The sequence below is a fragment of the Flavobacterium oncorhynchi genome, assembly GCF_002217355.1.
GTDB classification, from domain to species: Bacteria; Bacteroidota; Bacteroidia; order Flavobacteriales; family Flavobacteriaceae; genus Flavobacterium; species Flavobacterium oncorhynchi.
Genome location: NZ_MUHA01000017.1, coordinates 59,020 through 82,673, shown reverse-complemented (window position 1 = coordinate 82,673; position 23,654 = coordinate 59,020). Strand labels below are relative to the sequence as shown.

18 protein-coding genes are annotated in these 23,654 nt (G+C 32.3%); 11 read left to right on the top strand and 7 right to left on the bottom strand.

Annotated elements, in window-relative coordinates; translation table 11 throughout:
• Window positions 1-231: 231 nt before the first annotated feature.
• Window positions 232-1,548 carry an ammonium transporter gene (locus B0A75_RS12490; RefSeq protein WP_089054602.1) on the top strand — a complete coding sequence of 439 codons (1,317 nt, stop codon included), beginning with the start codon at window positions 232-234 and terminating at the stop codon, window positions 1,546-1,548.
• A 138-nt stretch (window positions 1,549-1,686) separates the two neighbouring features.
• Here B0A75_RS12490 and B0A75_RS12485 read toward each other — a convergent pair whose 3' ends face one another.
• The 3 genes from B0A75_RS12485 to B0A75_RS12475 all read right to left on the bottom strand — a co-directional run bounded on the left by B0A75_RS12485 (window position 1,687) and on the right by B0A75_RS12475 (window position 6,618).
• Entirely contained in the window at window positions 1,687-3,789 is a 2,103-nt protein-coding gene (locus B0A75_RS12485; RefSeq protein WP_089054601.1) for a protein-disulfide reductase DsbD family protein, read from the bottom strand.
• Complete coding sequence (tilS, locus tag B0A75_RS12480; RefSeq protein ID WP_089054647.1) at window positions 3,789-5,099, bottom strand: tRNA lysidine(34) synthetase TilS; 1,311 nt, start codon at window positions 5,097-5,099, stop codon at window positions 3,789-3,791. The genes B0A75_RS12485 and tilS overlap by 1 nt, the downstream gene beginning before the upstream one ends.
• Before the next feature lie 232 nt (window positions 5,100-5,331).
• Window positions 5,332-6,618 (bottom strand): anthranilate synthase component I family protein, encoded by a 1,287-nt coding sequence (locus B0A75_RS12475; protein WP_089054646.1) that lies wholly within the window; start codon window positions 6,616-6,618, stop codon window positions 5,332-5,334.
• Between the two features lie 264 nt (window positions 6,619-6,882).
• Between B0A75_RS12475 and B0A75_RS12470 the strand changes: the two genes are divergently transcribed.
• From B0A75_RS12470 to B0A75_RS12460, 3 genes are all read left to right on the top strand, one after another.
• Window positions 6,883-7,776 carry a DUF4349 domain-containing protein gene (locus B0A75_RS12470; protein WP_089054600.1) on the top strand — a complete coding sequence of 298 codons (894 nt, stop codon included), beginning with the start codon at window positions 6,883-6,885 and terminating at the stop codon, window positions 7,774-7,776.
• 210 nt (window positions 7,777-7,986) lie between these two features.
• Entirely contained in the window at window positions 7,987-8,361 is a 375-nt protein-coding gene (locus tag B0A75_RS12465; RefSeq protein ID WP_089054599.1) for a DoxX family membrane protein, read from the top strand.
• Between the two features lie 564 nt (window positions 8,362-8,925).
• Window positions 8,926-9,579: a hypothetical protein gene (locus B0A75_RS12460; protein WP_123872367.1), complete on the top strand. Its 654-nt coding sequence runs from the start codon at window positions 8,926-8,928 to the stop codon at window positions 9,577-9,579.
• 54 nt (window positions 9,580-9,633) lie between these two features.
• On the opposite strand, the gene lpdA is transcribed toward B0A75_RS12460, so the two are convergent.
• Window positions 9,634-11,037 carry a dihydrolipoyl dehydrogenase gene (gene lpdA, locus B0A75_RS12455; RefSeq protein ID WP_089054597.1) on the bottom strand — a complete coding sequence of 468 codons (1,404 nt, stop codon included), beginning with the start codon at window positions 11,035-11,037 and terminating at the stop codon, window positions 9,634-9,636.
• Between the two features lie 583 nt (window positions 11,038-11,620).
• Here lpdA and B0A75_RS12450 point away from each other — a divergent pair.
• From B0A75_RS12450 to B0A75_RS12430, 5 genes are all read left to right on the top strand, one after another.
• Window positions 11,621-12,199, top strand: coding sequence for a hypothetical protein (locus B0A75_RS12450; protein WP_089054596.1), 579 nt, complete (start codon window positions 11,621-11,623; stop codon window positions 12,197-12,199).
• A gap of 4 nt (window positions 12,200-12,203) precedes the next feature.
• Complete coding sequence (locus tag B0A75_RS12445) at window positions 12,204-12,893, top strand: hypothetical protein (RefSeq protein WP_089054595.1); 690 nt, start codon at window positions 12,204-12,206, stop codon at window positions 12,891-12,893.
• Between the two features lie 109 nt (window positions 12,894-13,002).
• Complete coding sequence (locus tag B0A75_RS12440) at window positions 13,003-14,142, top strand: tetratricopeptide repeat protein (protein WP_165765123.1); 1,140 nt, start codon at window positions 13,003-13,005, stop codon at window positions 14,140-14,142.
• Window positions 14,143-14,312: 170 nt separating this feature from the next.
• Window positions 14,313-14,756: a hypothetical protein gene (locus B0A75_RS12435; RefSeq protein WP_089054593.1), complete on the top strand. Its 444-nt coding sequence runs from the start codon at window positions 14,313-14,315 to the stop codon at window positions 14,754-14,756.
• Window positions 14,757-14,893: 137 nt separating this feature from the next.
• Entirely contained in the window at window positions 14,894-15,301 is a 408-nt protein-coding gene (locus B0A75_RS12430) for a hypothetical protein (protein ID WP_089054592.1), read from the top strand.
• 221 nt (window positions 15,302-15,522) lie between these two features.
• Here B0A75_RS12430 and B0A75_RS12425 read toward each other — a convergent pair whose 3' ends face one another.
• Entirely contained in the window at window positions 15,523-15,981 is a 459-nt protein-coding gene (locus B0A75_RS12425; protein WP_089054591.1) for an Lrp/AsnC family transcriptional regulator, read from the bottom strand.
• Between the two features lie 269 nt (window positions 15,982-16,250).
• Between B0A75_RS12425 and B0A75_RS12420 the strand changes: the two genes are divergently transcribed.
• The gene (locus tag B0A75_RS12420; protein ID WP_089054590.1) at window positions 16,251-17,453 is read left to right on the top strand and encodes an aminotransferase class I/II-fold pyridoxal phosphate-dependent enzyme; all 1,203 of its coding nucleotides are present in this window, start codon (window positions 16,251-16,253) and stop codon (window positions 17,451-17,453) included.
• A 166-nt stretch (window positions 17,454-17,619) separates the two neighbouring features.
• Here B0A75_RS12420 and B0A75_RS12415 read toward each other — a convergent pair whose 3' ends face one another.
• Together B0A75_RS12415 and B0A75_RS12410 are read right to left on the bottom strand one after the other, a co-directional pair.
• Window positions 17,620-18,714 carry a DUF695 domain-containing protein gene (locus B0A75_RS12415; RefSeq protein ID WP_089054589.1) on the bottom strand — a complete coding sequence of 365 codons (1,095 nt, stop codon included), beginning with the start codon at window positions 18,712-18,714 and terminating at the stop codon, window positions 17,620-17,622.
• A 148-nt stretch (window positions 18,715-18,862) separates the two neighbouring features.
• Window positions 18,863-20,794, bottom strand: coding sequence for an amino acid permease (locus B0A75_RS12410; RefSeq protein WP_089054588.1), 1,932 nt, complete (start codon window positions 20,792-20,794; stop codon window positions 18,863-18,865).
• A gap of 474 nt (window positions 20,795-21,268) precedes the next feature.
• On the opposite strand from B0A75_RS12410, the gene B0A75_RS12405 reads away from it, so the two are divergent.
• The gene (locus B0A75_RS12405) at window positions 21,269-23,428 is read left to right on the top strand and encodes a S9 family peptidase (RefSeq protein WP_089054587.1); all 2,160 of its coding nucleotides are present in this window, start codon (window positions 21,269-21,271) and stop codon (window positions 23,426-23,428) included.
• Window positions 23,429-23,654 lie beyond the last annotated feature (226 nt).

The window sequence follows — 23,654 nt, the reverse complement described above, 5'->3', positions numbered from 1 at the left end:
CTCTTAAAAACAAAACTATTCTTACGTTTTTTTGTTAACAAAACCCACAAACAGTACAAATCACGTTGCAACGATTAACAAATTGTAAATTTTAAGTTTATTTTAAGAAATAGATTTAAAATTATAGGGGTCAAAATGAAAATTCAATAAAAATAAAACACTTACCCCTATTTTTTTATGGGGTATTGAATGATTTTATACTTTTATCAAAAATTTTAAAACTAAATAACTATGCGAAAAATTATTTTAAGTGTGATTCTTATCACTATTTTAGTACTAACCTTTATATCAAATTTTATCATAGCAGATAACCCAATTCCTGCAGAAGCGGTAAAATTTGATACGGGAGATACTGCCTGGATGATCGTTGCGACGGCTTTTGTATTGTTAATGACTCCTGGATTAGGTTTTTTCTATGGCGGAATGGTAGGTAAGAAAAACGTTATCAGCACAATGCTTCAAAGTTTTATGGCAATGGTAATAGTTACAATTCTATGGGTTGTGGTTGCCTTTGGATTAGCTTTTGGTCCTTCAATTGGAGGAATCATCGGAAATCCATCATACAACTTATTCTTTGAAGGTGTTGGAACCAGCACAGCATGGAGCCTTGCACCAACAATTCCGTTTATGTTATTCGCGTTATTTCAGGCAAAATTTGCAATCATTACACCTGCCTTAATTACTGGTGCATTTGCAGAACGTGTACGTTTTTGGGCTTACTTGTTATTCATGGTTTTATTTATCATTTTCATATATTCTCCTTTAGCACATATGACATGGCATCCTGATGGAATTTTCTTTAAAATGGGAGTTCTTGACTTTGCAGGAGGAACAGTTGTACATATGAGTGCAGGTTGGGCAGCTCTTGCTGGAGCAATCTTTTTAGGAAAAAGAAAAGTTCAAAAAGTTAACCCTGCCAGAATTACATATGTATTGTTAGGAACTGGTTTATTATGGTTTGGATGGTTTGGTTTTAACGCTGGATCAGCTTTAGGAGCAAATGGTTTAGCCGTACAAGCTTTAGGAACAACAACTGTTGCTGCTGCAGCTGCCGCTATGGCTTGGGTTTTCTTGGATAAAATTTTAGGTCACAAATTATCTGCACTTGGTGCTTGTATAGGAGCTGTTGTAGGTCTTGTTGCTATTACACCTGCAGCTGGTTTCGTAAGTATATCTCACGCTATCTTTATTGGTGCATTTGCTGCAATTGTAAGTAATCTTGTAGTAAGCAAATTCCCTAAAGGAAAAATTGACGATGCTCTTGATGTATTTGCTTGTCACGGTGTTGGTGGTATGGTAGGTATGCTGTTAACTGGAGTGTTTGCTTCAAAAGCTATCAACCCAGCTGTTGGAGACAACCAAGGTTTAGTTTTTGGAACGCCAACATTGTTTATCAACCAATTAACAGCATTAGTAGTGGTATCTATCTTTGCTTTTATTGCTTCTTATGCTTTATTCTTTATCGTAAATAAAATTACTCCTCTAAGAGTTACTGAAGAAAAAGAAGAGTTAGGATTAGATATCTCTCAACACGGAGAGTTTTTATAAGATTCAATTTCCCTTTTGCCTTTAAATAAAAAAGCACTCTAAGTTTAAACTTAGAGTGCTTTTTTTTTGAATTAAATTCTTCCTTATACAATAACTATAACTTTCAAATTATAGCATTTAAGATATTTCTTTATTAAACTATTTAAAGTTTGAAATTCCTTCTTTCAGCCAGTGCAAATATTCATCTGCGCTTACATAACTAATTGTTGGTTTAGAAGCATTCAAATTATTTCCTTCTAAATCTGTAATTATATACAAAGGCTGTGTATTCGTTTTATATTTTGAGATCATAAAATCCGTCCATTTATCACCAACAGTAATGATTTTATCACCAGAAGCAGTTACAAATTGCTCCTCCTTTGGCAATTCGCGTTTATCATCAACATATAAAGAGATCAAAACAACATCATTTTTTAAAATTGGCAGAATCGTTGGTTCAGACCAAACATTATTCTCCATCTTTCTACAGTTTACGCAAGCATAACCGGTAAAATCTAACATAATTGGTTTGTTGATCGATTTTGCATACGCTAATCCATCTTCATAATCATGAAAAACCATAATTCCATGCGGCCCTAATTCAGCGCCTTCCGGCATTCCTTTCACAGCACCTGTGCTATTATTCCCAACTGATGAGTTTCCTCCTACACCAAACGGGCTTTCGCTATATTGCGGCGGCGGCGGAAATGCACTAATTAATTTTAAAGGTGCTCCCCAAAGTCCTGGAATTAAATATACTGTAAACACAAGCGTAAGCAATCCTAAATACAATCTTCCTACTGAAATATGATGTAACGGACTATCATGCGGTAAAGTAATTTTTCCGAATAAGTACAAAGTCAAAGCCGCAAAAATAGCAATCCAAATCGCAATAAAAACTTCTCTTTCTAAAAAGTGTAATTGCAGCACCAAATCTGCATTTGATAAAAATTTGAATGCCAAAGCCAATTCTAAGAATCCTAAAACAACTTTTACTGTATTTAACCATCCGCCAGATTTTGGTAACGAATTTAACCAACCTGGGAACATTGCAAACAACATAAATGGTAAAGCTAAAGCTGATGAGAAACCTAACATTCCAACAATTGGAGCAATTCCTCCGTTTGAAGCCGCTTCAACCAATAGAGTCCCAACAATTGGACCTGTACAAGAAAATGATACAATTGCCAAAGCCAAAGCCATGAACAAAATTCCAATTATCCCACCTCTATCAGCTTGCTGATCGGCTTTGTTTGCCCATGAATTTGGCAGCATAATTTCGAAAGCTCCCAAAAATGATGTAGCAAAGATGATCAGGATTACAAAGAAAATCAAGTTAAACCATACATCTGTTGACAACGCATTTAAAGCATCTGCACCAAATATCTTAGTTACTATTAATCCTAAAATTACATAAATAGCAATAATCGAAAGTCCGTATATTACAGCATTTCTAATTCCTTTTGCTCTACTTTTACTTTGCTTCGTAAAGAAACTTACCGTCATTGGGATCATTGGGAAAACACAAGGCGTTAATAAAGCCGCAAATCCTGAGATAAAAGCAATAAAAAAGATTGACCACAAACTTCTTGCAGGAGCTGGTTTCTGTACATCATCAACAGCTTCAGCAGCTGCATTATCAACTTTCGCTGGCTCTACTTTCTCAACTGCTGTTGTTTTATTTACCGTATCAACTGCTATTCCTGTTACTTTCGTTTCATCCAATTTGGATTCTGCAACCGCAGGAACCTCATCCATTTTGAATGTTGAAGGCACTGCAATTGAGAATTTCTTGCTTGAATTGATACAAACCTCTTTACAAACCTGAAAATCAAAATCTACATCAACTGTTTTTAAGTTTGGGTTTATGATTTTTATTTCTTGTTCAATATGTGCTTTTCCTTCAAAAAAAGTTTCATTTACACCAAAAACATCATTAAAAGCTGTTTTGGTTTTACCTTCTTTTGCTTTTCCAACTAATTCGTAATTTCCTTTTTGATTTTTAAACGTAATTTCCAACGCAAGCGGCCCGCCGTCTGGCGTAAACTGCGAATACATATGCCAGTCTTTTTCGATCGTTCCATCAAAAATTAATACTGCATTGTTTCCTGATTTTTTTTCAATTTTTGCGGTCCATTTAACCGGCTCTAAAATTTGAGCATTACTTTTTGCAAAGGCAAAAATGAAAAACAGTAAAAATAAAATCGATTTGCTCCTGAAACTTTGTAGCATTCCTGCTTGATTAGATTGAGTAAAATTCATTATTGTAGTTCTATTTTAAGTATTTTATTTGAGGTATTTTTTATTCTAAAACGTTCATCCTGTCTAATGCCAACCACCCAGACTATTTTATCATCTGAACATAAAATCCAAGTTTGTTCCTTTTCAATTAGAGATAACTTTTCATCTTTAAAAAGCTTGCTCACTTTTTTTGATTTTCCGTGCATTCCAAACGGATGAAAAACATCTCCTTCATTCCATTTACGTAAAACTAACGGGAATTGGATTTTATCGGCGTCCACAAATATAGTTCTATTTGAATCTATTGTTATGTGACCTACGTTACAAAGCTTTAACTTTAAGGGAAAATTAACTTCTTTTTCGTTTTCATTAATTTCAAACTGTTCCTTTTCTGACATTTCAGAAATGGGACTCAAAATTAAAATATCCCTATTTTTCAGCAGTCTAAACTCCGCCGAGAAAACTTGTTTACCCGACTGCCCATTTACCAAATCATAAATATCATTCCACGCCAAAAAACCAAATTCATGAAGCCATTGGTATAAATAAGATTTATAATTGGGTAATTTTTTAAGTTTTTTTAAATCGAAATGAATATCGTCACCAGCCTCGTTTGCAACCTGCTGATAAATCATAATCGAAGCATCTTCAACCATAACCTGAGATTCTTGCAGATATGACTGTGTTTTCTGAAAAGCATTTAAAAAGTTTGGATTAAGTTCTTTTAAAATCGGAACTAAATCATGGCGTATTTTATTTCTCAGGTATTTGTTAGATGCATTACTGCTGTCCTCACGCCATTCAATCTTATTTTCTTCGGCATATTTCAAGATTTCTTCTCTTGAAAAAGGCAAAAGCGGTCGTATTATTTTATCATTTTGCTCTGGAATTCCGCTCAATCCATCTAATCCCGTTCCTCGAGACAAATTGATTATGAATGTTTCCAAATTATCATCAGCATGATGTGCTGTTAGAATATAATCGAAGTTTTTTTCTTCAAGAAGCTCATAAAACCAACTGTAACGAAGTTCACGAGCGGCAACTTGTGTTGATAATTTATAGTCTTTTGCAAAAGCTTCAGTATCAAATTGAGTTGTAAATACTGATAAATTGTTTTGATCACAATAATTTCCGACAAAAGTCTGATCTCCAAAACTTTCTAATCCGCGAAGCTGAAAATTACAATGAAGCACAGCAATTTCGTATGGCAGCTGTTTTAACAAATGTAACAATACCATACTATCTAAACCGCCGCTCACAGCAAGAAAAAGTTTTTTTTCTACCAAAAATGGAAATCTTGAAACGATATGATTTTGAAATTTTGAAAACATTTGATAAAAGTAAAAAATTAAATTCGATCTATTTTTAAATGAAATGTTAAGCATTCTTTTTCGCCGCGAATTACACGAATTTGCACTAATTATTTTTTTTTATTTCGCCACAGATTAAAAAGATTTACACAGATTTTTTTAATCATTTTAATCCTTTAATCTGTGGCTATATTTTTTCTAAAATTGAAGAAAAAATAATTAGTGCAAATTCGTGTAATTCGTGGCAATATCTCTATTGTAAAACTTCGTGCATTGCTTTAGCTTTCAGCAAACATTCTTCGTATTCTTTTTCAGGGATTGATTGTGATGTTATAGCGCTTCCAACAGAAAAAGAAACATATTTATTCTCTTGATTATAAAAAATACTTCTAATTACAACGTTGAAATCAAAATTGCCTTCGGGTGTAAAATAACCAACGGCACCGCTGTACAAGCCACGCTTGGTTTCTTCTAAATTTTCAATAATTTTCATAACTGAAATCTTTGGCGCTCCCGTCATACTTCCCATTGGAAAAGTCGTTTTTAAAACATCGACTGGTGAATATTGGGCATCTAATTTTGAAGTTATCGTCGAAATCATTTGATGCACCTGCAAAAACGAATATATTTTGCACAACTCCGTCACTTTTACGGAGCCTTTTTGTGCGGTATGTGACAAATCGTTTCGAACCAAATCTGTAATCATAATGTTTTCAGCTCGTTCTTTTGCATCAGATTCCAAATACTCTTTTGATTTTTGATCCTCGATTGGATCTGAAAAACGCTTTGAAGTTCCTTTTATCGGCTGAGAAATAATATCCTCTCCAACTTTTTTAAGATATCGTTCTGGTGAAGCCGAAAGTAGATATTGGTTGTGATTTTTAAAGAATACTGAAAATGGCGCCTGCGAAATTTCATTTAGTTTTAGAAATTTTTCTAACGGATCTATAACAGCATTTTCACTGTAGAATTCCATACAAAAATTTGCTTCGTACATATCTCCAAGATGAATATGCTGCAGCATTTTATTGACTTTTTCAACATATGAATCTCGGGAAATACGCTGTTCAATTTTTAAAGATGCTGAACTCTCCATTTCTGATTTTCGACTTTCCATTATCTCGTTAAAATCATCTTCAATTTCATCATCACAAAGGTGTAAATATTGAATTTCGAGCTGATTTTCTTTCAACAAGAATATTTTTTTTGGCTGAAAGAAAAATAAATCCGGAAAGTCTAACCCATCAAAATTATCTGATTTTAAATCTTCAATATCATTTTTCAAATCATAAGAAAGATAACCAAAAAGCCAATCTTTGGTAGTCTGCTGATATTGTTTTAAATCATCAAACGCATTTTGAAAATCGGTTTTTAAAGAAGTAAAGGCATCTACAGCCAAAATAAAATCAAAGCTTGAATATTCCTGCGGATACAAATTGCTGTCTAGAAAAACGATCTCACGAAACTGCTGTGACCAGCTCATCAGCTGTTTTTTAAATTGCGCTGGATTGGAAATATGTTTATGAATTGAAACTCTCAAAGAAGTATGAATTTTAGGTTTCAAAATTACGACAAAAAAAATCCTTCGATATAAAGAATCCTCAAAAAAAATTGGCACACTTTTTAGTATATCGAATTAATGCTAATTATTAAACCTTTTCCTGCTATTTGATTAAAAAATTACTCGCAAAAAAACTTTAAAAGATTTATACCGATTTATATAATCCTATAAATCTTCTAATCTAAAGCTAAAAAAGTCTGAAGTACAGACTTCATATTTTATTAATCAAATTATATAACCTTTATGAAAACAATTGCAAAATTAGGATTGACTTCCTTGATTATTATTACAGTATTATTTTCTTGTAAAAAAGCAGATTATTCTTCTGGTGAATCTGCAGATTTAAAAATGGCTGCAGACAGCACTGCTGTTTCATCATCGGCAGCGGTTGAAAAGAAAGGCAGCAAGCAAAAATTTATCCGAACGGCAGACATTAAATTCAAAGTCAAAAACGTTGTCAAATCTACTTATGCAATTGAAAATGCCACCCAAAAATTTGGAGGCTTTGTCACTTATACGAATTTACAAAGCAATATTCGCGATCAGATTAAAACCAAAATCAGTCAAGACAGTACGCTTGAAACTACAAAGTATTCAGTAGAAAACAATATTACAATTCGAGTTCCTAATACACAACTGGACACGGTAATTAAGATAATTGCAAAGCAAATCGATTTTTTGGACTTTAGAATAATCAAAGCAGATGATGTTTCATTAAAATTATTAGCTAATAAGCTTTCACAAAAAAGAAGCAGTGTAAGCGAAAAAAGGATAGAAAAAGCAATTGATACTAAGGGTAAAAAAATAAACGATGTTATTGATGCCGAAAATACATTGGCCAATCAAAAAGAACAAAATGACAATAGTACAATTGAAAATTTATCGCTTGAAGATCAGGTTAATTTTAGCACAATTACATTACAGTTATACCAAAATGAAACGATAAAACAGGAAATCACTGCAGGCGAAAAAGATCCTTCTGACTATAAACCAAATCTAGGAATTCAGATTATTGATGCCTTAAAAAGCGGTTGGTTTATATTGCAGTCTATTTTTGTTTTCTTTGTCAACTTATGGCCATTTATTCTAATCGGCATAGCAGGATTCTTTATTTACAAAAAATACGGAAAGAAATAAGAAAAGTGTTAATAAAATAGCAATTTCGTAATGAAAAAATCGTTATATTTGATATAGCATTAAATTAATCTCAAAAACAGAATAATACTAATTATTAAATCCTCAATAAAGTCTTATTTTATTACGCATACAACTTTATTTGGGGAATATAGATTTTGCATTTTCAGCACATAAATTATATCATTTTAACCTTTTAAAATCTTAAGTATTATGAAAATTGCTACTATTATTGTCCGCGTTTTAATCGGCCTGTTATTGCTGTTTGCCTCCATTTCATTTTTCTTTAAGCTGGCTCCAGAGCCAGAAACGACTGGCAACTTTAAGGCGTTTAATATGGGGTTAGTTGCTTCAACGTACTTGCTTCCATTGGCTAAAACAGTTGAATTGCTTTGCGGAATTTCGTTTGTAAGCGGCCGCTTTGTAACTTTAGCAAATATTATGATCCTTCCCATTACCATCAACATCTTGTTTATTAATTATTTTTTAACTCCAGAAAGCCTGCCAATAGCTGGATTACTTTTCTTGGGGAATTTATTCTTAATTTACAGATACTGGGATAATTATAAAACTGTTTTTACTCCTTGATTCGTTTTTTATCTAAAAAAAATAAACCCGGAAGATTTAAAAACCTTCCGGGTTTATTTTTTCAGCTCGTTTTTCTTCATGTTTCACTCGAAAGAATACTTATATCTTAAACTTTCGCCGGCTGCAAGTGCATCTTTTAATCTAAAAAATTTATCCTTAATAAAAAGGACCAAAATGAGACCCTGAGCATACCAACATCGTCCTTTTTGACAAACTTGGCTTTCCAGATGCTTTATTCCCATTTGTCTTTTTTGACACTATAGTCCTAATTACTGACTTTTATGGTACTTAAATCATTCTTAGCATACAGCAGTTTTATACAATTCTCCTTAACACTGCATTTTGCAGAAATAGAGCATAATTCAATTCTTGGTTTTTAGAAAAAAAAAACATCACAATAAACACATTATCAGAATTATACCTCTAATTTACAAAAATTCCCTGACACTTAATATTTTTTCGACCATTAAAAAGCGTCTAAAATAAATTCAAAAAAAGTTTCTTTTATATTATTAGAATATCCTTACTAAAACCTACATTTGGTATACTAACTAACCTATTTAAATGAAAATCTACCTATTTTTTATTCTCTTATTTTACACTTCTATTTCCAAATCTCAATCTATACAATCTGTTGATTCATTAAACATTGAAATATGTAAATCATTGATTCAAAATAAAAACTTGAATAATGAGATTAGGGTCAATACTATAAATAATGCCCACATTACTCCTTACCTATCAAAATTTAAGGACAGCATTATTCAAAAAAAAGTATTTGAGCAAATATTTTTCAGACTGCATAAAAACTGTAACGAATTTGTAGCTCTTTTTCCAAATGAATCAACAAAAAGCAGTTGGTCAATGCAAACTGAGAAACCAATAGAAAACATTTCTAGAGAACAATGCAATAGTTTTGAAAAAGCCGCACAATACTATTATTATGAAAACGACGGCAATAAAGTAGAAGTAACTATAAATGATAATTTATGGATAGAAAAATTCAGCGACGATACTTTTTCAAAACTGCATTTTAAACAAAAAAGCAATTGTGAATTTGAATTAGAGTTTATAGAGAGTAATAATTTATCTCGAAAAAATTTAAGTCTTAAAGGTGACAAATACCTTTACAGAATCTACAATGAAGCTGAAGGTGCTTATAGTGTTTACATGAAAAACAAAGAAACTTATTATACTTTTAAAATAATGAGGCAATAAAAAAACCGTCAAAATTAATTTTTTGACGGTTTAAATATATTTATACGTAAAAAATTATACGTGTAAAGCTCTATTATCTGTTGCTGCTAATGCTGCTTCTTTTATTGCCTCAGCAAAAGTTGGGTGTGCATGGCTCATTCTTGAAATATCTTCAGCAGAAGCTTTAAATTCCATCGCAGTAACCGCTTCAGCAATTAAATCAGCTGTACGAGCACCAATCATGTGAACTCCTAATACCTCATCTGTTTTTTCGTCAGCAAGGATTTTTACGAATCCGTCTAAATCAGCACTTGCTCTTGCACGTCCTAACGCTTTAAATGGGAAACTTCCAGATTTGTAAGCTACTCCTGCAGCTTTCAATTGCTCTTCCGTTTGTCCAACTGCAGCAACTTCTGGCCAAGTGTAAACAACACCAGGAATCAAGTTATAATCGATATGCGGTTTTTGACCTGCTAATATTTCAGCAACCATTGTTCCTTCTTCCTCTGCTTTGTGTGCCAACATTGCTCCACGAACAACATCTCCAATCGCATAAATATTAGGAACGTTAGTTTGTAAATGATCATTTACTTCAACTTGTCCTCTATCTGAAATTTTAACTCCAGCTTTGTCAGCGTTTAATCCGTCTGTGTAAGGACGACGACCAACAGAAACTAATGAATAATCTCCTTCAAGAGTGATTGTTTCTCCTTTTGCATTTTCAGCTTGAACTGTAACAGCATCGCCATTTCTTTCTACTGATTTTACTTTGTGAGAAACGTAGAATTTCATTCCTTGTTTTTTCAACACTTTAGTTAATTCTTTTGAAAGCGAACCATCCATTCCAGGAATAATTCTGTCCATGAATTCAACTACAGAAACCTGCGCTCCTAAACGAAGATAAACTTGTCCAAGCTCAATTCCGATAACACCGCCGCCAATAATGACTAAGTGTTTTGGAACTTCTTTTAAAGCCAAAGCTTCCGTAGAAGTGATGATTCTTTCTTTATCAATTTTGATAAATGGTAAAGAAGATGGTTTTGATCCTGTAGCAATTACAGTATATTTTGCTTCAATAGTTTCAGATGTTCCGTCTGCTTTTGCAACTGAAATATGTGTTGCGTCTACAAAAGAACCTAAACCATTAAAAACAGTAATTTTATTTTTATCCATTAAATAGTTCACACCACCTGAAGTTTGATCTACAACGGCTTGTTTGCGGGCGATCATTTTTTCTAAATTGATCTTTACATCGCCAGAAACTTCAATTCCGTGATCTGCGAAATGTTTAATTTCTGCATAATGGTGAGAAGAAGCTAATAATGCTTTTGAAGGAATACAACCTACGTTAAGGCAAGTTCCGCCTAATGAATTATATTTTTCTACAATTGCAGTTTTGAAACCTAATTGTGCGCAACGAATTGCTGATACATATCCTCCAGGACCTGAACCTATAATGACTACGTCAAATGAACTCATAGTATTTTGTTTTTATTTTAGCGGTTACAAAATTAAGGAATAAAGTTCTGTTTGAAGTTTAATTTTCAATGTTTTTTGTGTGAAATTTTGGGTGGGAGTTTTATCGTGAAGTGCTTTTATTTTACCGCTAAGAGCGCTGAGATTTACACAGAGGTTCGCTAAAGTTTTTTTAGAAACATGGAATTTTGCTCACGGAGACACAAATTTGCAAAAGTTTCTTTTTGTTTCTTCTCTTTTTCATTCTTTGTAAAGCACCGTAAAATCTTTCTCTTAATTATTGTCCTTACTTGATCTTCTCATATTACATCATAAATTATCAAAACATATTTAATTGCTTTGACATGCGAGAAATAACTCTATTTTTGTAATATATTGCTTCTAAAAATCAAGATGTAAAAGCACAAATAAAACATCTAGCTAATATAGTTGCTTAGAACAAAACTGAATAAATTTATGCACACATGTTTATGAGTTATGAATTACTTTACAGCTACTTAAATGAAAAATAAACTTTTGATTACAGCCCAAATTTCGATAACGCTATTCGCTTGCGGGCAAAATAAATGAGAAATAAAATCATAAAATGAACAAGAAAACAATCCGAGAAATATTGAATGGTATTTCAATCGAAACAGAAGAGGCGCTGTTCAAAATTTCAGATAAAATATTCATTGAAGAGTCTATTGAAGAAATAAAAAATAAAACAACACTCGAAGCATTCGCAATTTTTATTGGAGTTCAAACAATTGGCTGTTGGAAATCGGGTGGCTGGGCAATTGAGATTTTTGGAAATTATCCGGAAATTGTTCCATATATTCCAAGTGCAATGAAAAGTTTACAATTAGAAAATGTAGCCAAGCTTGTCGAAAAAACAATCCATTTATTTCCTGAGGAAACAGACTTTACAAAGAATGACCAAGACTATTGTGATGTAATTAATTTTCTGGAGGGACACTATCGATTTATTAAAAATAAAGAAAAATTCGAGAAATATTCTTCTGAAGAAAAATCTCAAATTCGGAAAAATTATCGCAATGCAATAGAAAAACTTGAAAAAGAAGTAGATCAAATTTGGGGATATAACGCACCAAATCAAGAAGGATGGGGAAATATTATATACTTCTTGAAAAATAATCTTAATGTAAAAATTTGGAAAGAGTAAAAACATGAAAAACCGAATAATTATAGTCTTTTTTTTATTGACAATTGTTTCTTGTATTTCTATAAAAGGCAAAAAAGAACTGATGTCGCTAAACAATATTGGGGACTCGAATACTTTGAGAAAAGACGGCTACTACTATACAGAGAGTTATGTTAAAACAAATCCGTATTACAGAAATGAATATGGTGGTTATGTTAGAGATTCCACAAAAACCTTTTACCAAGTCCGAATTTCTACATTAGCCTTAAAAGAAAATGGTTCTGCAATGAAATTAGGTTCATATTCTGGAATGCAAGACAATCTTGCGTATAATTTTGGAATTAAATGTGATTTACCAGATAACAATACTTTGGAAAGTGCATTTGAACATTTTCAATGTTATTTAACTGAATTGAAAAATAAGAATTTATTTTTTTTGAATTCCAAGGCAGAAATTTGGGATCAAGGAATATATAAAATTGAAAATAATGCTATTACAATTCAAATTTTCTACAATACCATTGGTGATTACAATTTATATGAAGAAACAGGAATAATTAAAAATGATTCCACCTTTGTTCTGACCAATGCAACAGACTTTCAAACAGGAAAAAAGCATGAAATAAATAAAGTATACAAATTCAAAAAAATGAAAAACTTTCCTGATATTGACAATTATGTATTGAAAAACAAAAAGAAATTTAGTAAAAACTAGACCTATCAGCTGCTACAACAGATCTGGCAAATTTGAAAATAACGCCTAATTTAGTCCTCCCCCCCTGTAGTAAATAGATACGATGCCCAATTATAAAAATGACAACATAATGGCAATTAAAAAAAATTTAGCACTACTCATTCTAATAATTTCTAACTTGACAACTTTTGCTCAAGACCAAATAACTACAGAGCTAAAAACTTTAAATGACAATAACGAATTCGATAAAATTATCGAACAGCACGCTTCTAAATCTTTAGACTATTCTGCAAAATCATTATATTATATTGGACTAGCTTATTACATGAAAGAAGACGATAGTAATTGCATCAAGTTTATGAATTTATCCATAGACAAAGACTCAAAAGACCCTGCATCATTTTACATTAAGGCATCCACTTTAAATTATATGCAGAAATATGATGAAGCTGTAAAAAATTTTCAATCCGCAATTAATTTAAAATCGGATGATGCCGAATTTTATAGTGGACTTGGTGATTCCTATTATAATTTAAAAAAATTAGATTTAGCTTTAGAAGCATACAAAAAGGCAACAGAACAAAAGAATTGCCCTGCTAGACCTTATTCATTTGTCGCTCAAATTTATTCTGATCAAAAAAATAACGATAAAGCTTTAGAGGCATTTTACATAGCAAAATCAAAAATTGATACAAAATCTAATTCATACATAAATGCATTGTTCAACATCGGACTTCTTGAATCTCTAAAAGGTAACTATGATAAAGCAGAACCCGCCTTTGTTGAACTTTTGCAATTAGACCCAACAGACTATCACACTTACACTAAACTTATTCAAATATATTATAATAGAAAAGAGTATGACAAAGCAAAACCATATAAAGACAAATTGTATGAGGCTCACAAGAAAAATCAGCTTAAAGATAATTTGAAAGATATGTTTTGCTACGACCAATTTAAATGGAATGACAAATTAATCCAAGCTTTCGAAAGATACCAAGAAGACTCTAAAGATGTATACAACAAACATTTGTTTTATATTATAAATCAAGATGATAAAATTGAATATCGTATTCAAACAGAATATTCTCCAATTTTAGTAGAGCGAGATGGAACAAAGTATTTACTCTGCCGAACAAAAGGAGATACACATTCTACATTCAACATTGGCTTTAACGAGAACTTCAAATATGATGATTTGAAGAAAAGTGTAATTGACGTTCTTGAAGAAAAAGTAAAACCGACAGCAACATCAAGACCAACTAGATAAGCAGAATAACTGAGCATAACAGCTATTACAACGGATTTGGTAATTGATTAAATGGAAAGTTGATTTCAATTTGGTAAATCCAAAAACAGAGCTTAATTTAGTCCAAAACCAACTATAATGAGGAGTCGTAGATAATTATTAAGAACCATAAATAAACAGATTAAACTATTATGAAAAGACTTTTATTGATTTTATTAATTTCCATATCAGGAAATATCTTTGCTCAATCGGAACCACAGAAATTGTTGGACAGTTTTTTTAAGACCTACGAAAAAGATACAGGAAAAGCTATAAAAGATTTATACGCATCAAACAAATGGACAGAACGAGCAAAAGATGACATTGATAAAATTATTGGAACAGTAAATGGTTTTACAGAAAATTACATGGGGAAGTATAATGGATACGAAATTATCACAACGAAAAAATTCTCTGAAAGTTTTATTCTATACTCATATCTCGTAAAATATGATAGGCAACCTATTAGATTCATATTTAAATTTTACAAACCAAGCACCAAATGGGTACTATATTCATACGCTCTTGATGACAGTTTAGATGCTGAAATCCAAGAAGCGGCTAAACTTTATTATTTAGATTTAGACAAAAAGTAGCTGCCTACAACAGCTAACGCAATGGCTTTAGGAAATAAACTTAATTTACTCCCAAACCTTCTTAAGTACCAGAATGTTATATACAATATCTTAAAAATTAAACACAAAAAACAATCCTTAAATAACATCTTTTAAAAATGACATTAAATAAAATAAATATTATACATTTCATTTTACTTTTATCAGGGCTAAACATCTGTTACGCTCAAGAACAGCTTCAAAAACCATTAAAAGGTTTAGTCAAAGTTGATGACGGTTATATAATTGGACTTACTAAATATGAAAACACAATTGAATGTTATGCTACAGATTCGCTAAAGACAACTATTCCTGTCAAAAATTTAAATGCTGCCGTAAGTTTTATATACACTGATGAAACATATAAATTCCAAAATGACTTAAAAAAAGGAAAAAATAATGTATTCGTAGCCGATATTCCCACGGAAAAAACAATAAATTTTATTGCAATAATGCTAAGAATAAAAGGAAAATTATATACCGCATATTTCCCATATCCTAAAAATTCTAAAATTGAAGAAAAATAAAACCTAAGTTAACCTAAATTATTGCACCAGGTATTCGAAAATATAAAGCATTGTGCATAACAGCTACTACGATGAATTTGGGCAATTAGCTCAATGCAAAGTTGGTTTTGCATTTGAATAATTGCTTCATCTGTTCGCTATCGCTCAAGTCTCCTTTCGATCGAAATAACATAAAATGTGCACAAAGACTGGAAACCTAAAATCAAAAACCTTTGAGCCTCTCAAAAAGAAATCACCGTCGAATTCTTGACCTCACTAATCATAAAAGTACTCTGCGTACTCCCAATATGTTGCAATGAAGTCAGTTTTGTAACCAAAAATTCTCGGTACGCTTCCATATCTTTTACTAATACTTTCAGGATATAATCGTAATCACCGCTTACGTGATGACATTCTAGAACTTCGTTGAGTTTGATAACCTCGCTTTCAAATTTGGTTAGAAATTCTTTTGTATGCTGAATGAGTTTTAAATGGCAGAAAACTACAAATCCTTTTTCGATTTTAGATTTATCAACTAGAGCCGCATAGCTTTTAATTATTCCTTCGCGCTCCAACTTTTTTATCCTTTCGTATACTGCTGTTACTGAAAGATTAAGTTTCAATGACAATTCTTTATTGGTTTGCTTGCTGTCAGTTTGTAATAAAACTAAAAGCTTTTTATCTATGGCGTCTAAAGTCATGGTTTCAGTTTGATGGTTAGTTGTCGAAATGAAAAAAAATCTATTGAATTACTTTTTTCTCATCAAATTTAGATTAAAAATCACAACAAATACATTTTTATAGTTTTAAAAACTAAACACAAAGACAACTATTGATTAATAATCTAAATAGATCTTATTTTGAACAGAATTTCTTTTGAAAATGAGTTTTCCAGTCCGAATCCTAGCGATAGCACTTCGATCAGGAATCAGCTCGTAAACCAATTCAACCAACAATAAACCATTAACTAATGAAAGACTTTAACCCAGCAGATAAAATACAGGATTTACAATACTTTGGTGAATTTGGAGGCGTAAATCCGTCGATTTCTGATTCTTCAACTTATACTTTTCTTTCGGCTAAAACCATGTTTGATACTTTTGAAGGTAATATGGAAGGCTGTTATTTATACTCTCGTCATTCATCGCCAAGTAATTTGTATTTAGATCAGGCTTTGGCAGCAATGGAAGGAACAGAAACAGCAAATGTTTCGGCTTCAGGAATGGGAGCTATCACCCCTACTCTTTTGCAATTGTGCGGCGCGGGCGACCATATTGTTTCGAGCAGAACGATTTATGGCGGAACTTACGCTTTCTTGAAAAACTTTACGCCAAGATTTGGGATTGAAACAAGCTTTGTTGACATTACAAAACTAGATGTTGTAGAGGCTGCGATTACACCAAAAACGAAAGTTTTGTATTGTGAAACAGTTAGTAATCCGTTATTAGAGGTTGCTGATATTACTGGTTTGGCTCAGATTGCTAAAAAACATAATCTGAAATTGGTGGTTGATAATACATTTTCGCCTTTATCAGTTTCACCTGCAAAATTAGGTGCTGATATTGTCATTCATAGTTTAACAAAATACATTAATGGAAGTAGTGATACTGTTGGCGGCGTGACTTGTGCATCGAAAGAATTTATTAATGCTTTGAAAAATGTAAATTCTGGAGCAAGTATGCTTTTAGGCCCTACAATGGACAGTTTACGTTCTGCAAGTGTGATGAAAAACCTGCGCACACTTCATATCCGAATTAAACAACACAGTCACAATGCGCATTTTCTAGCCGATCAATTTGAAAAAGACGGTTTAAAAACGGTTTATCCAGGATTAAAAAGTCACCCAAGCCATGAATTATACAAAACAATGATTAACCCAGAATATGGTTTTGGAGGTATGCTGACAATTGATGTTGGTTCTTTGGAGAAAGCCAATGAGTTAATGGAATTAATGCAGGCTCGAAATTTAGGCTATTTGGCGGTAAGTTTAGGCTTTTACAAAACACTGTTTAGTGCGCCTGGAACTTCAACTTCAAGTGAAATTCCGCTGGAAGAACAACAAGAAATGGGGCTGACTGATGGTTTAATTCGTTTTTCTATCGGATTAGACAACGACATTGAGCGTACTTACGAAATGATGAAGGCCTGTATGATTGAACTTGGTGTTTTATAAATTTGAAACAATTCTTTATAAATAAATTTGCACGATTTTTTTTAGTTTGTTTGAATCCGCTAGAGATTTTTCTCTATGCGGATTTTTTTTATTGCTAAAAACAAGTCCAGCAATCTCTGGTAAAAACAAAAAAACCGTCCTGAAATTTTCAGAACGATTTTCTATTTTAATCTTGTTCAAAATGTTTAAAAGACTGCCAGTATTTGTCTTTATACAGCTCGTAACTTATTTTAAAATCTCCGCTGTATTTTTTTATTAACTCGTCTGCCGTCTTTGAAGGATTTCTAAAATCTTTACACACAAAAAAGAGTTCTCTTTTATTGTTTGCTGTTTCTCTTCCTATATTTAAATATCCCTCAAAATCTGGTAAATAATTTATTATTTCTTCTTCAATTTCTTCTAATCTACTATTGGTTTTTCCGTCTGGCAACCCTCCATTATCGCAGTCTTCAAATTCAAGTGCAAGAATAAAAACCCATGGATGCGACGCTTTTTTATCCCATTTTAAAAGGGTTGTATTTATCAAAGCTAATACGATTCCACCATCTTTACGTTTTCCTTCAAAATTGGTATAACCATCATTTTCCGTGTTATGTCTGATTCCTTCGTATTTCTCGACAAATTCTTTCTCTCTCCAAATCAAATAACCGCTTAATTTTTCAATAGGAATTAACTCTTCTGAAACTTCGCTGTTTCCTATAACTTTTAAATTATCGATTAGTGTAACTGAATGCATTTCGCCCAAATAGTTGTCTAAAAAAATATGAACGCCGTTGGTTACAGCGGCCTTTTTTTCTTCGCTGTAATCATCATACACAATCGTTAAATCTATTTCATCTGGATAGCTTTTATGTATGTTAGGATAAAATTTCAAATTGTCTTTATTGAATTCAAAATTCTCATACTTAATACCTACATCTTTAATATCACAAGCTGGTTTAAGTGCAGTAAATTTCCAACCGTTGATCTTGGGAGCATTCTCAACCAACTCTTCAATAACATAGATATTTCTTAATGCTCCGTCAGGTGTTAGAATCAACTCAGCTGTTTGATCGTCACTCATTCCTGTCAAAAAATAAATTCCAGAATGAATTTCTTCCAGTTTTGGTGCCAGTTTATCAAAGAAACCTTTATGAATATTTTCTCCGTTTTGAACGATTTTAAAAAACTCTTTTTCCTGTTTTAAAAACCAGTTCCAAAAATCACTAGAGGATTCTATTTTTACTTCTTTTCTACCTAATATATTTTTTAAAAAACTCATTTATAATAAAAACAATTTAAATTTTACGACAGAACAAACCTAAGAAAAAACTTTCGTAAACAGGAGGATATTTTTATAAAAAAGCCATAAAAAAACCGTTTTGATTTTTTTTCAAAACGGTTTTTATTTATAATTTTCAGCTTTTAATTTATGCTTCTGCTACATTCAGTTTACTGTTTTTTCTACTATAAGTAAAGTAAATCAATAATCCTATCAGCAACCAAATTGTAAAGTAAATCCAGTTCCAAACACTTAATTCAGCCATCATATAAAGACAGCAGATTAATCCTAAAAGTGGAATTAAAGACAGGTTTTTTCTAAATGCCCAAACGGCTAATCCAACTAAAACGAAAAGGAAAATCCACATTGGAATTTTATGTTTGAATAAGCTAATGCCAGATTCGTATTTTAAAGAATCTGCAATAGGCATTCCTTTTACAACTTCGGCATATTTTGCATCATTATCTTGATATTGACTTAGTAAATGTTCTAAATCTGAAGTTTCTGCCGTTTTATTATCAACATCAATACTTTCTAAATAATTGAATACTTTTTCAGATTCGCCTTTATTTAAAGAGGTAATAATAGTTGTTGCATCGTTTATTTGTGTTTCATTTTTAATAAAGGCCATTGTTGCTTTATTATTAAAAGCAAAAGAATAATACAATCCTGCAATTATTGCCAATGGTAAAATAAACTTTGCATTGATATAAGGAGTTTTGAATTTTCCTCTCGGAATATCTGTTTTATCTTGTAATACTAAAACTCCTGCACAAACTAATACAAAGGCAAACAAAGTTCCAATACTGCACAAATCAGTCACCATTGTCAGATTCAAAAACAAAGCTGGAACTGCAACCACAAAACCGGTTACGACTGTGGCAAATGACGGAGTTTTGAATTTTGGATGAACCTTAGAGAATTTCTTTGGCAATAAACCATCACGACTCATACTCATCCAGATACGAGGCTGACCCATTTGAAAAACCAATAAAACACTCGCCATTGCCACTACTGCACTTACTGCAATAATTCCTGACATCCATTTTAAGTCTAATTTTTCAAAAACAAATGCTAATGGATCTCCAACGTTTAATTCGTTATAACGAACCATTCCTGTTAAAACTAAAGCAATCGCTATGTATAAAATGGTACAAATAATAATTGCCCACATCATACCTCGAGGTAAATCACGCTGCGGATTTTTACATTCTTCTGCAGTTGTAGAAATAGCGTCAAACCCAATATAAGCAAAGAAAACTGCTGATACTCCTTTTAATACACCACCAACTCCATTTGGAGCAAACGGATCCCAATTTGCTGTATCTACATAAAATGCTCCTACTGCAATTACTAGAAGAACGACACACAGTTTTACAACTACCATTAAGTTACTGGCATTACGAGACTCTTTCATTCCTCTATAAACCAACGCCGTAATCAAAATAATGATAAATAAAGCCGGAATATCAGTTACAAAATGAAATGATCCTATTGTTGGTGCCGTAGTCCAAGCTGTGTGTGCAGCCTGCAATGCGGTACTTAAATTTTCGAATGATTTTCCACCTCGCATTAACGCTTCGGCATCTTTAAAGCCGTTTGAAGCCGTTAAATAATCCATCTGAATCCATTGCGGTAAATGAATCCCTCCGCTCTGGAGAAGTCCCGTAAAATAATCACTCCACGATATGGCGACGGTTATGTTTCCTACAGCATATTCCATGATTAACGCCCAGCCGATTATCCAAGCAATAATTTCACCAAATGCAACATAAGAATACGTATAAGCGCTTCCAGAAACTGGAACCATTGAAGCAAATTCAGCGTAAGCAAAAGCCGCAAAACTACAAGCTAAAGCAGTAAATAAAAATAGAAAAATAACAGCAGGGCCGCCATCTGCACTGGCTTTTCCGATGGTACTAAAAATACCTGCTCCTACAATAGCTGCAATACCAAACGCGGTTAAATCTCTTGTGGTCAAATGCTTTCCTAATGCATCATGACCATCTGATTCGTTCTTTGCAACCTGCTTCAGAATATCTTGTACCGTTTTTTTTCGGAATAAACCTGATAATGCCATATATGGATTTACTTTTTAAATTAATTTATAGTAGTGATTATGCTTTTATTTTGCAAATAATGCAATTTTTATCGTGATTTCAAATATATAAAACGATTTTGTTTTCTTCAATAGATATTCAAACAAAATAAACAGGAATAAACTGAATCAAAATAATCATTTAAGTTTTTTTCTTAAAGCAATTAAACCAAACTCAAAACAATAATATATTAACCCAAAATAAGATAATATTCGGCTATTAAATAGTAATATAATACAAATTTTGAAGGGAAGCCTATAGTATTTTTATCCCAACTTATTTCAGTGTAAAATTTAAAGTAATGCCGCTTCTATTTTTCTCTTCTTATATTAATACTCTTCAAATAATGTCTAAATTTAAGTAGAGTTCATAAGTTAATTCCTAGTCAGACAAAATACTTATTATATTTACTTCTTCAAAATACAATACTATAACAAACTAAAAACACCTATATAATGAAGAAACATTTGTTACTCTTTTTATTAATCTGCTCCAGCGTTTTTGCACAAGAGGATATTGATATTAATCAACTAAACTGGCTGCCAAACTCACACTCTTTTTGGGTAAACTCTCAAGACAATGTTGTGGTTTATGATGTTGACAAACTAAATCAAAAGAAAACTATTTTAACTGATGATCAATTAAAAAAATCTGGTTTTACGGGAGAAATTGAAGATTTGGTTTGGAATGAAAACAAAACGAAAGTGTTGGTTTTTACCAATTCTAAAAAAGTCTGGAGAGCCAATACCAAAGGAGATTTTTGGTATTTTGATTTAGCAACAGGCAAAGGAAGACAACTGGGAACGAGCTTAGAAAAGTCGTCACTGATGTTTGCTAAATTTTCTAACGATAACGAAAATGTGGCTTATGTTTCGCAGCATAATATTTATCTTGAAAATTTAAACTCTGGAAAAATAACGCCTTTGACAACAGATGGTACAGATAAAATCATAAACGGAACTTTTGACTGGGTTTATGAAGAAGAACTTGCTGCTCGTGACGGTTTTAGATGGAGTCCTGATGGAAAGAGTATTTCATTTTGGCGTGTAGATGCTTCAAAAACGAAGTTTCATTTGATGATCAATAATACTGATGCTCTTTATCCGTTTACGATTCCGGTAGAATATCCTAAAGCTGGAGAAAAACCTTCATCTGTAAAAATTGGTATAATTGATATTGCTTCTTTACAAACAAACTGGTTGAATATTCCAGGCGAGCCTGATAATAATTATTTAGTTCGTATGGAATGGATCAGCAATCAAAATGTAATGGTTATTCAATTAAATAGAAATCAAAATCAAGCTTCTATTTATAAATGTGATACTAAATCTGGAACGGCGAATTTAATCTATCAGGAAAAATCAGATTCTTGGATTGATGTATTTGATATTTCTTCTGGCGAATATGATGTTTTTCCGTGTCAGTTTGTAGATAACGGAAAATCGTTTCTTTGGAGTTCAGATGCTGACGGCTGGATGCATATTTACAAAATCAGCAGCGACGGCAAAAAGAAAGAACTTGTTACAACTGAAAATTTTGATGCTTACTACAAAGCTTACAATCGAGAAACAAAATCTGTTTATTTTATTGCCAGCCCAAAAGATGCTACACAACGTTATTTGTACGAAACTAATTTAAATACAAAGAAAACGAAACGTGTAACTCCTCAAGAATTTGAAGGTACAAATGAATACAGTTTTTCGACTGATGCTAAATATGCTAAGCACGTAAATTCGAATATCAATCGCGATTACAACAAGCGTTTAGTTGCTTTATCTGGTCATAAAAAAATACTTCCAGCTGCTGCAGATTCATTTTCGGCACCAAGACGCAATTATTCATTAGAGAAATTTAAAGTCACAACTGTTGACGGAATCGAAATAGACGGCGTTATGGCAAAACCTTTGAATTTTGATGCTTCTAAAAAATATCCTGTGTTTTTTTATGTTTATGGCGAACCAATGGCGTCTGTTGCAAACGATGAACCGTATTTTTATCCCTTTATTGCCTCTTTAATTCCTGAAGGATATATTGGAATTGCAATGGATAACCGCGGAACTCCTGTATTGAAAGGTACAAAATGGAGAAAGTCGATTTACAAAAACATCGGAATTATCAATACGCACGATCAAGCTATGGCTGCGAAAGAAGTTTTGAAATGGAACTTTATTGATTCTGATAGAGTTGCTATTCACGGATGGAGCGGCGGCGGCGCTGTAACTTTGAATTTGATGTTTCAATTTCCTGAAATTTACAAAACGGGAATTGCGATCGCAGCGGTTACAGATCAGCATTTTTACGACAATATTTATACGGAAAGATATATGGGCTTACCAAGTGAAAACGAAGCGACTTACATAAAGGCTTCACCTGTAACTCATGCTAAAAACCTGAAAGGAAATTTATTATACATTCATGGAACGGGCGATGATAATGTACATTATAAAAATGCCGAGGTTCTGATTAATGAATTGGTAAAATATGATAAAATGTTCGATTTGATGATTTATCCAAATCGTTCACACAGTATATACGAGGGAGAAGGAACAACAAAACATCTTGCTGATACTTTTACAAAGTACATCAAAGAGCATTGTCCTCCTGGCGCCAAATAATCTACAAAAATGTAAACTTGTCATTTTTAAGCCCTGTTATTCTTCGGAATAATGGGGCTTAGTCGTTTTAATGGATTACGCTTTTTTTCACCATTTATTAAGAATGATTTTTACAGAATATCTTAAAATAAACTAATAACAAACACTCAAAGTTTGTCATTTCGACGAAGGAGAAATCACTAGTACATCGACAAAGATTAGTGACTTCCTTTGCAGATTTCCGCGT

Bases quoted from the DNA above. Each gene is read 5' to 3' on its own strand.
- B0A75_RS12490 (WP_089054602.1), top strand. From the start codon at position 232: ATGCGAAAAATTATTTTAAGTGTGATTCTTATCACTATTTTAGTACTA.
- B0A75_RS12485 (WP_089054601.1), bottom strand. From the start codon at position 3,789: ATGAATTTTACTCAATCTAATCAAGCAGGAATGCTACAAAGTTTCAGG.
- tilS (WP_089054647.1), bottom strand. From the start codon at position 5,099: ATGTTTTCAAAATTTCAAAATCATATCGTTTCAAGATTTCCATTTTTG.
- B0A75_RS12470 (WP_089054600.1), top strand. From the start codon at position 6,883: ATGAAAACAATTGCAAAATTAGGATTGACTTCCTTGATTATTATTACA.
- B0A75_RS12465 (WP_089054599.1), top strand. From the start codon at position 7,987: ATGAAAATTGCTACTATTATTGTCCGCGTTTTAATCGGCCTGTTATTG.
- B0A75_RS12460 (WP_123872367.1), top strand. From the start codon at position 8,926: ATGAAAATCTACCTATTTTTTATTCTCTTATTTTACACTTCTATTTCC.
- lpdA (WP_089054597.1), bottom strand. From the start codon at position 11,037: ATGAGTTCATTTGACGTAGTCATTATAGGTTCAGGTCCTGGAGGATAT.
- B0A75_RS12450 (WP_089054596.1), top strand. From the start codon at position 11,621: ATGAACAAGAAAACAATCCGAGAAATATTGAATGGTATTTCAATCGAA.
- B0A75_RS12445 (WP_089054595.1), top strand. From the start codon at position 12,204: ATGAAAAACCGAATAATTATAGTCTTTTTTTTATTGACAATTGTTTCT.
- B0A75_RS12440 (WP_165765123.1), top strand. From the start codon at position 13,003: ATGGCAATTAAAAAAAATTTAGCACTACTCATTCTAATAATTTCTAAC.
- B0A75_RS12435 (WP_089054593.1), top strand. From the start codon at position 14,313: ATGAAAAGACTTTTATTGATTTTATTAATTTCCATATCAGGAAATATC.
- B0A75_RS12430 (WP_089054592.1), top strand. From the start codon at position 14,894: ATGACATTAAATAAAATAAATATTATACATTTCATTTTACTTTTATCA.
- B0A75_RS12425 (WP_089054591.1), bottom strand. From the start codon at position 15,981: ATGACTTTAGACGCCATAGATAAAAAGCTTTTAGTTTTATTACAAACT.
- B0A75_RS12420 (WP_089054590.1), top strand. From the start codon at position 16,251: ATGAAAGACTTTAACCCAGCAGATAAAATACAGGATTTACAATACTTT.
- B0A75_RS12415 (WP_089054589.1), bottom strand. From the start codon at position 18,714: ATGAGTTTTTTAAAAAATATATTAGGTAGAAAAGAAGTAAAAATAGAA.
- B0A75_RS12410 (WP_089054588.1), bottom strand. From the start codon at position 20,794: ATGGCATTATCAGGTTTATTCCGAAAAAAAACGGTACAAGATATTCTG.
- B0A75_RS12405 (WP_089054587.1), top strand. From the start codon at position 21,269: ATGAAGAAACATTTGTTACTCTTTTTATTAATCTGCTCCAGCGTTTTT.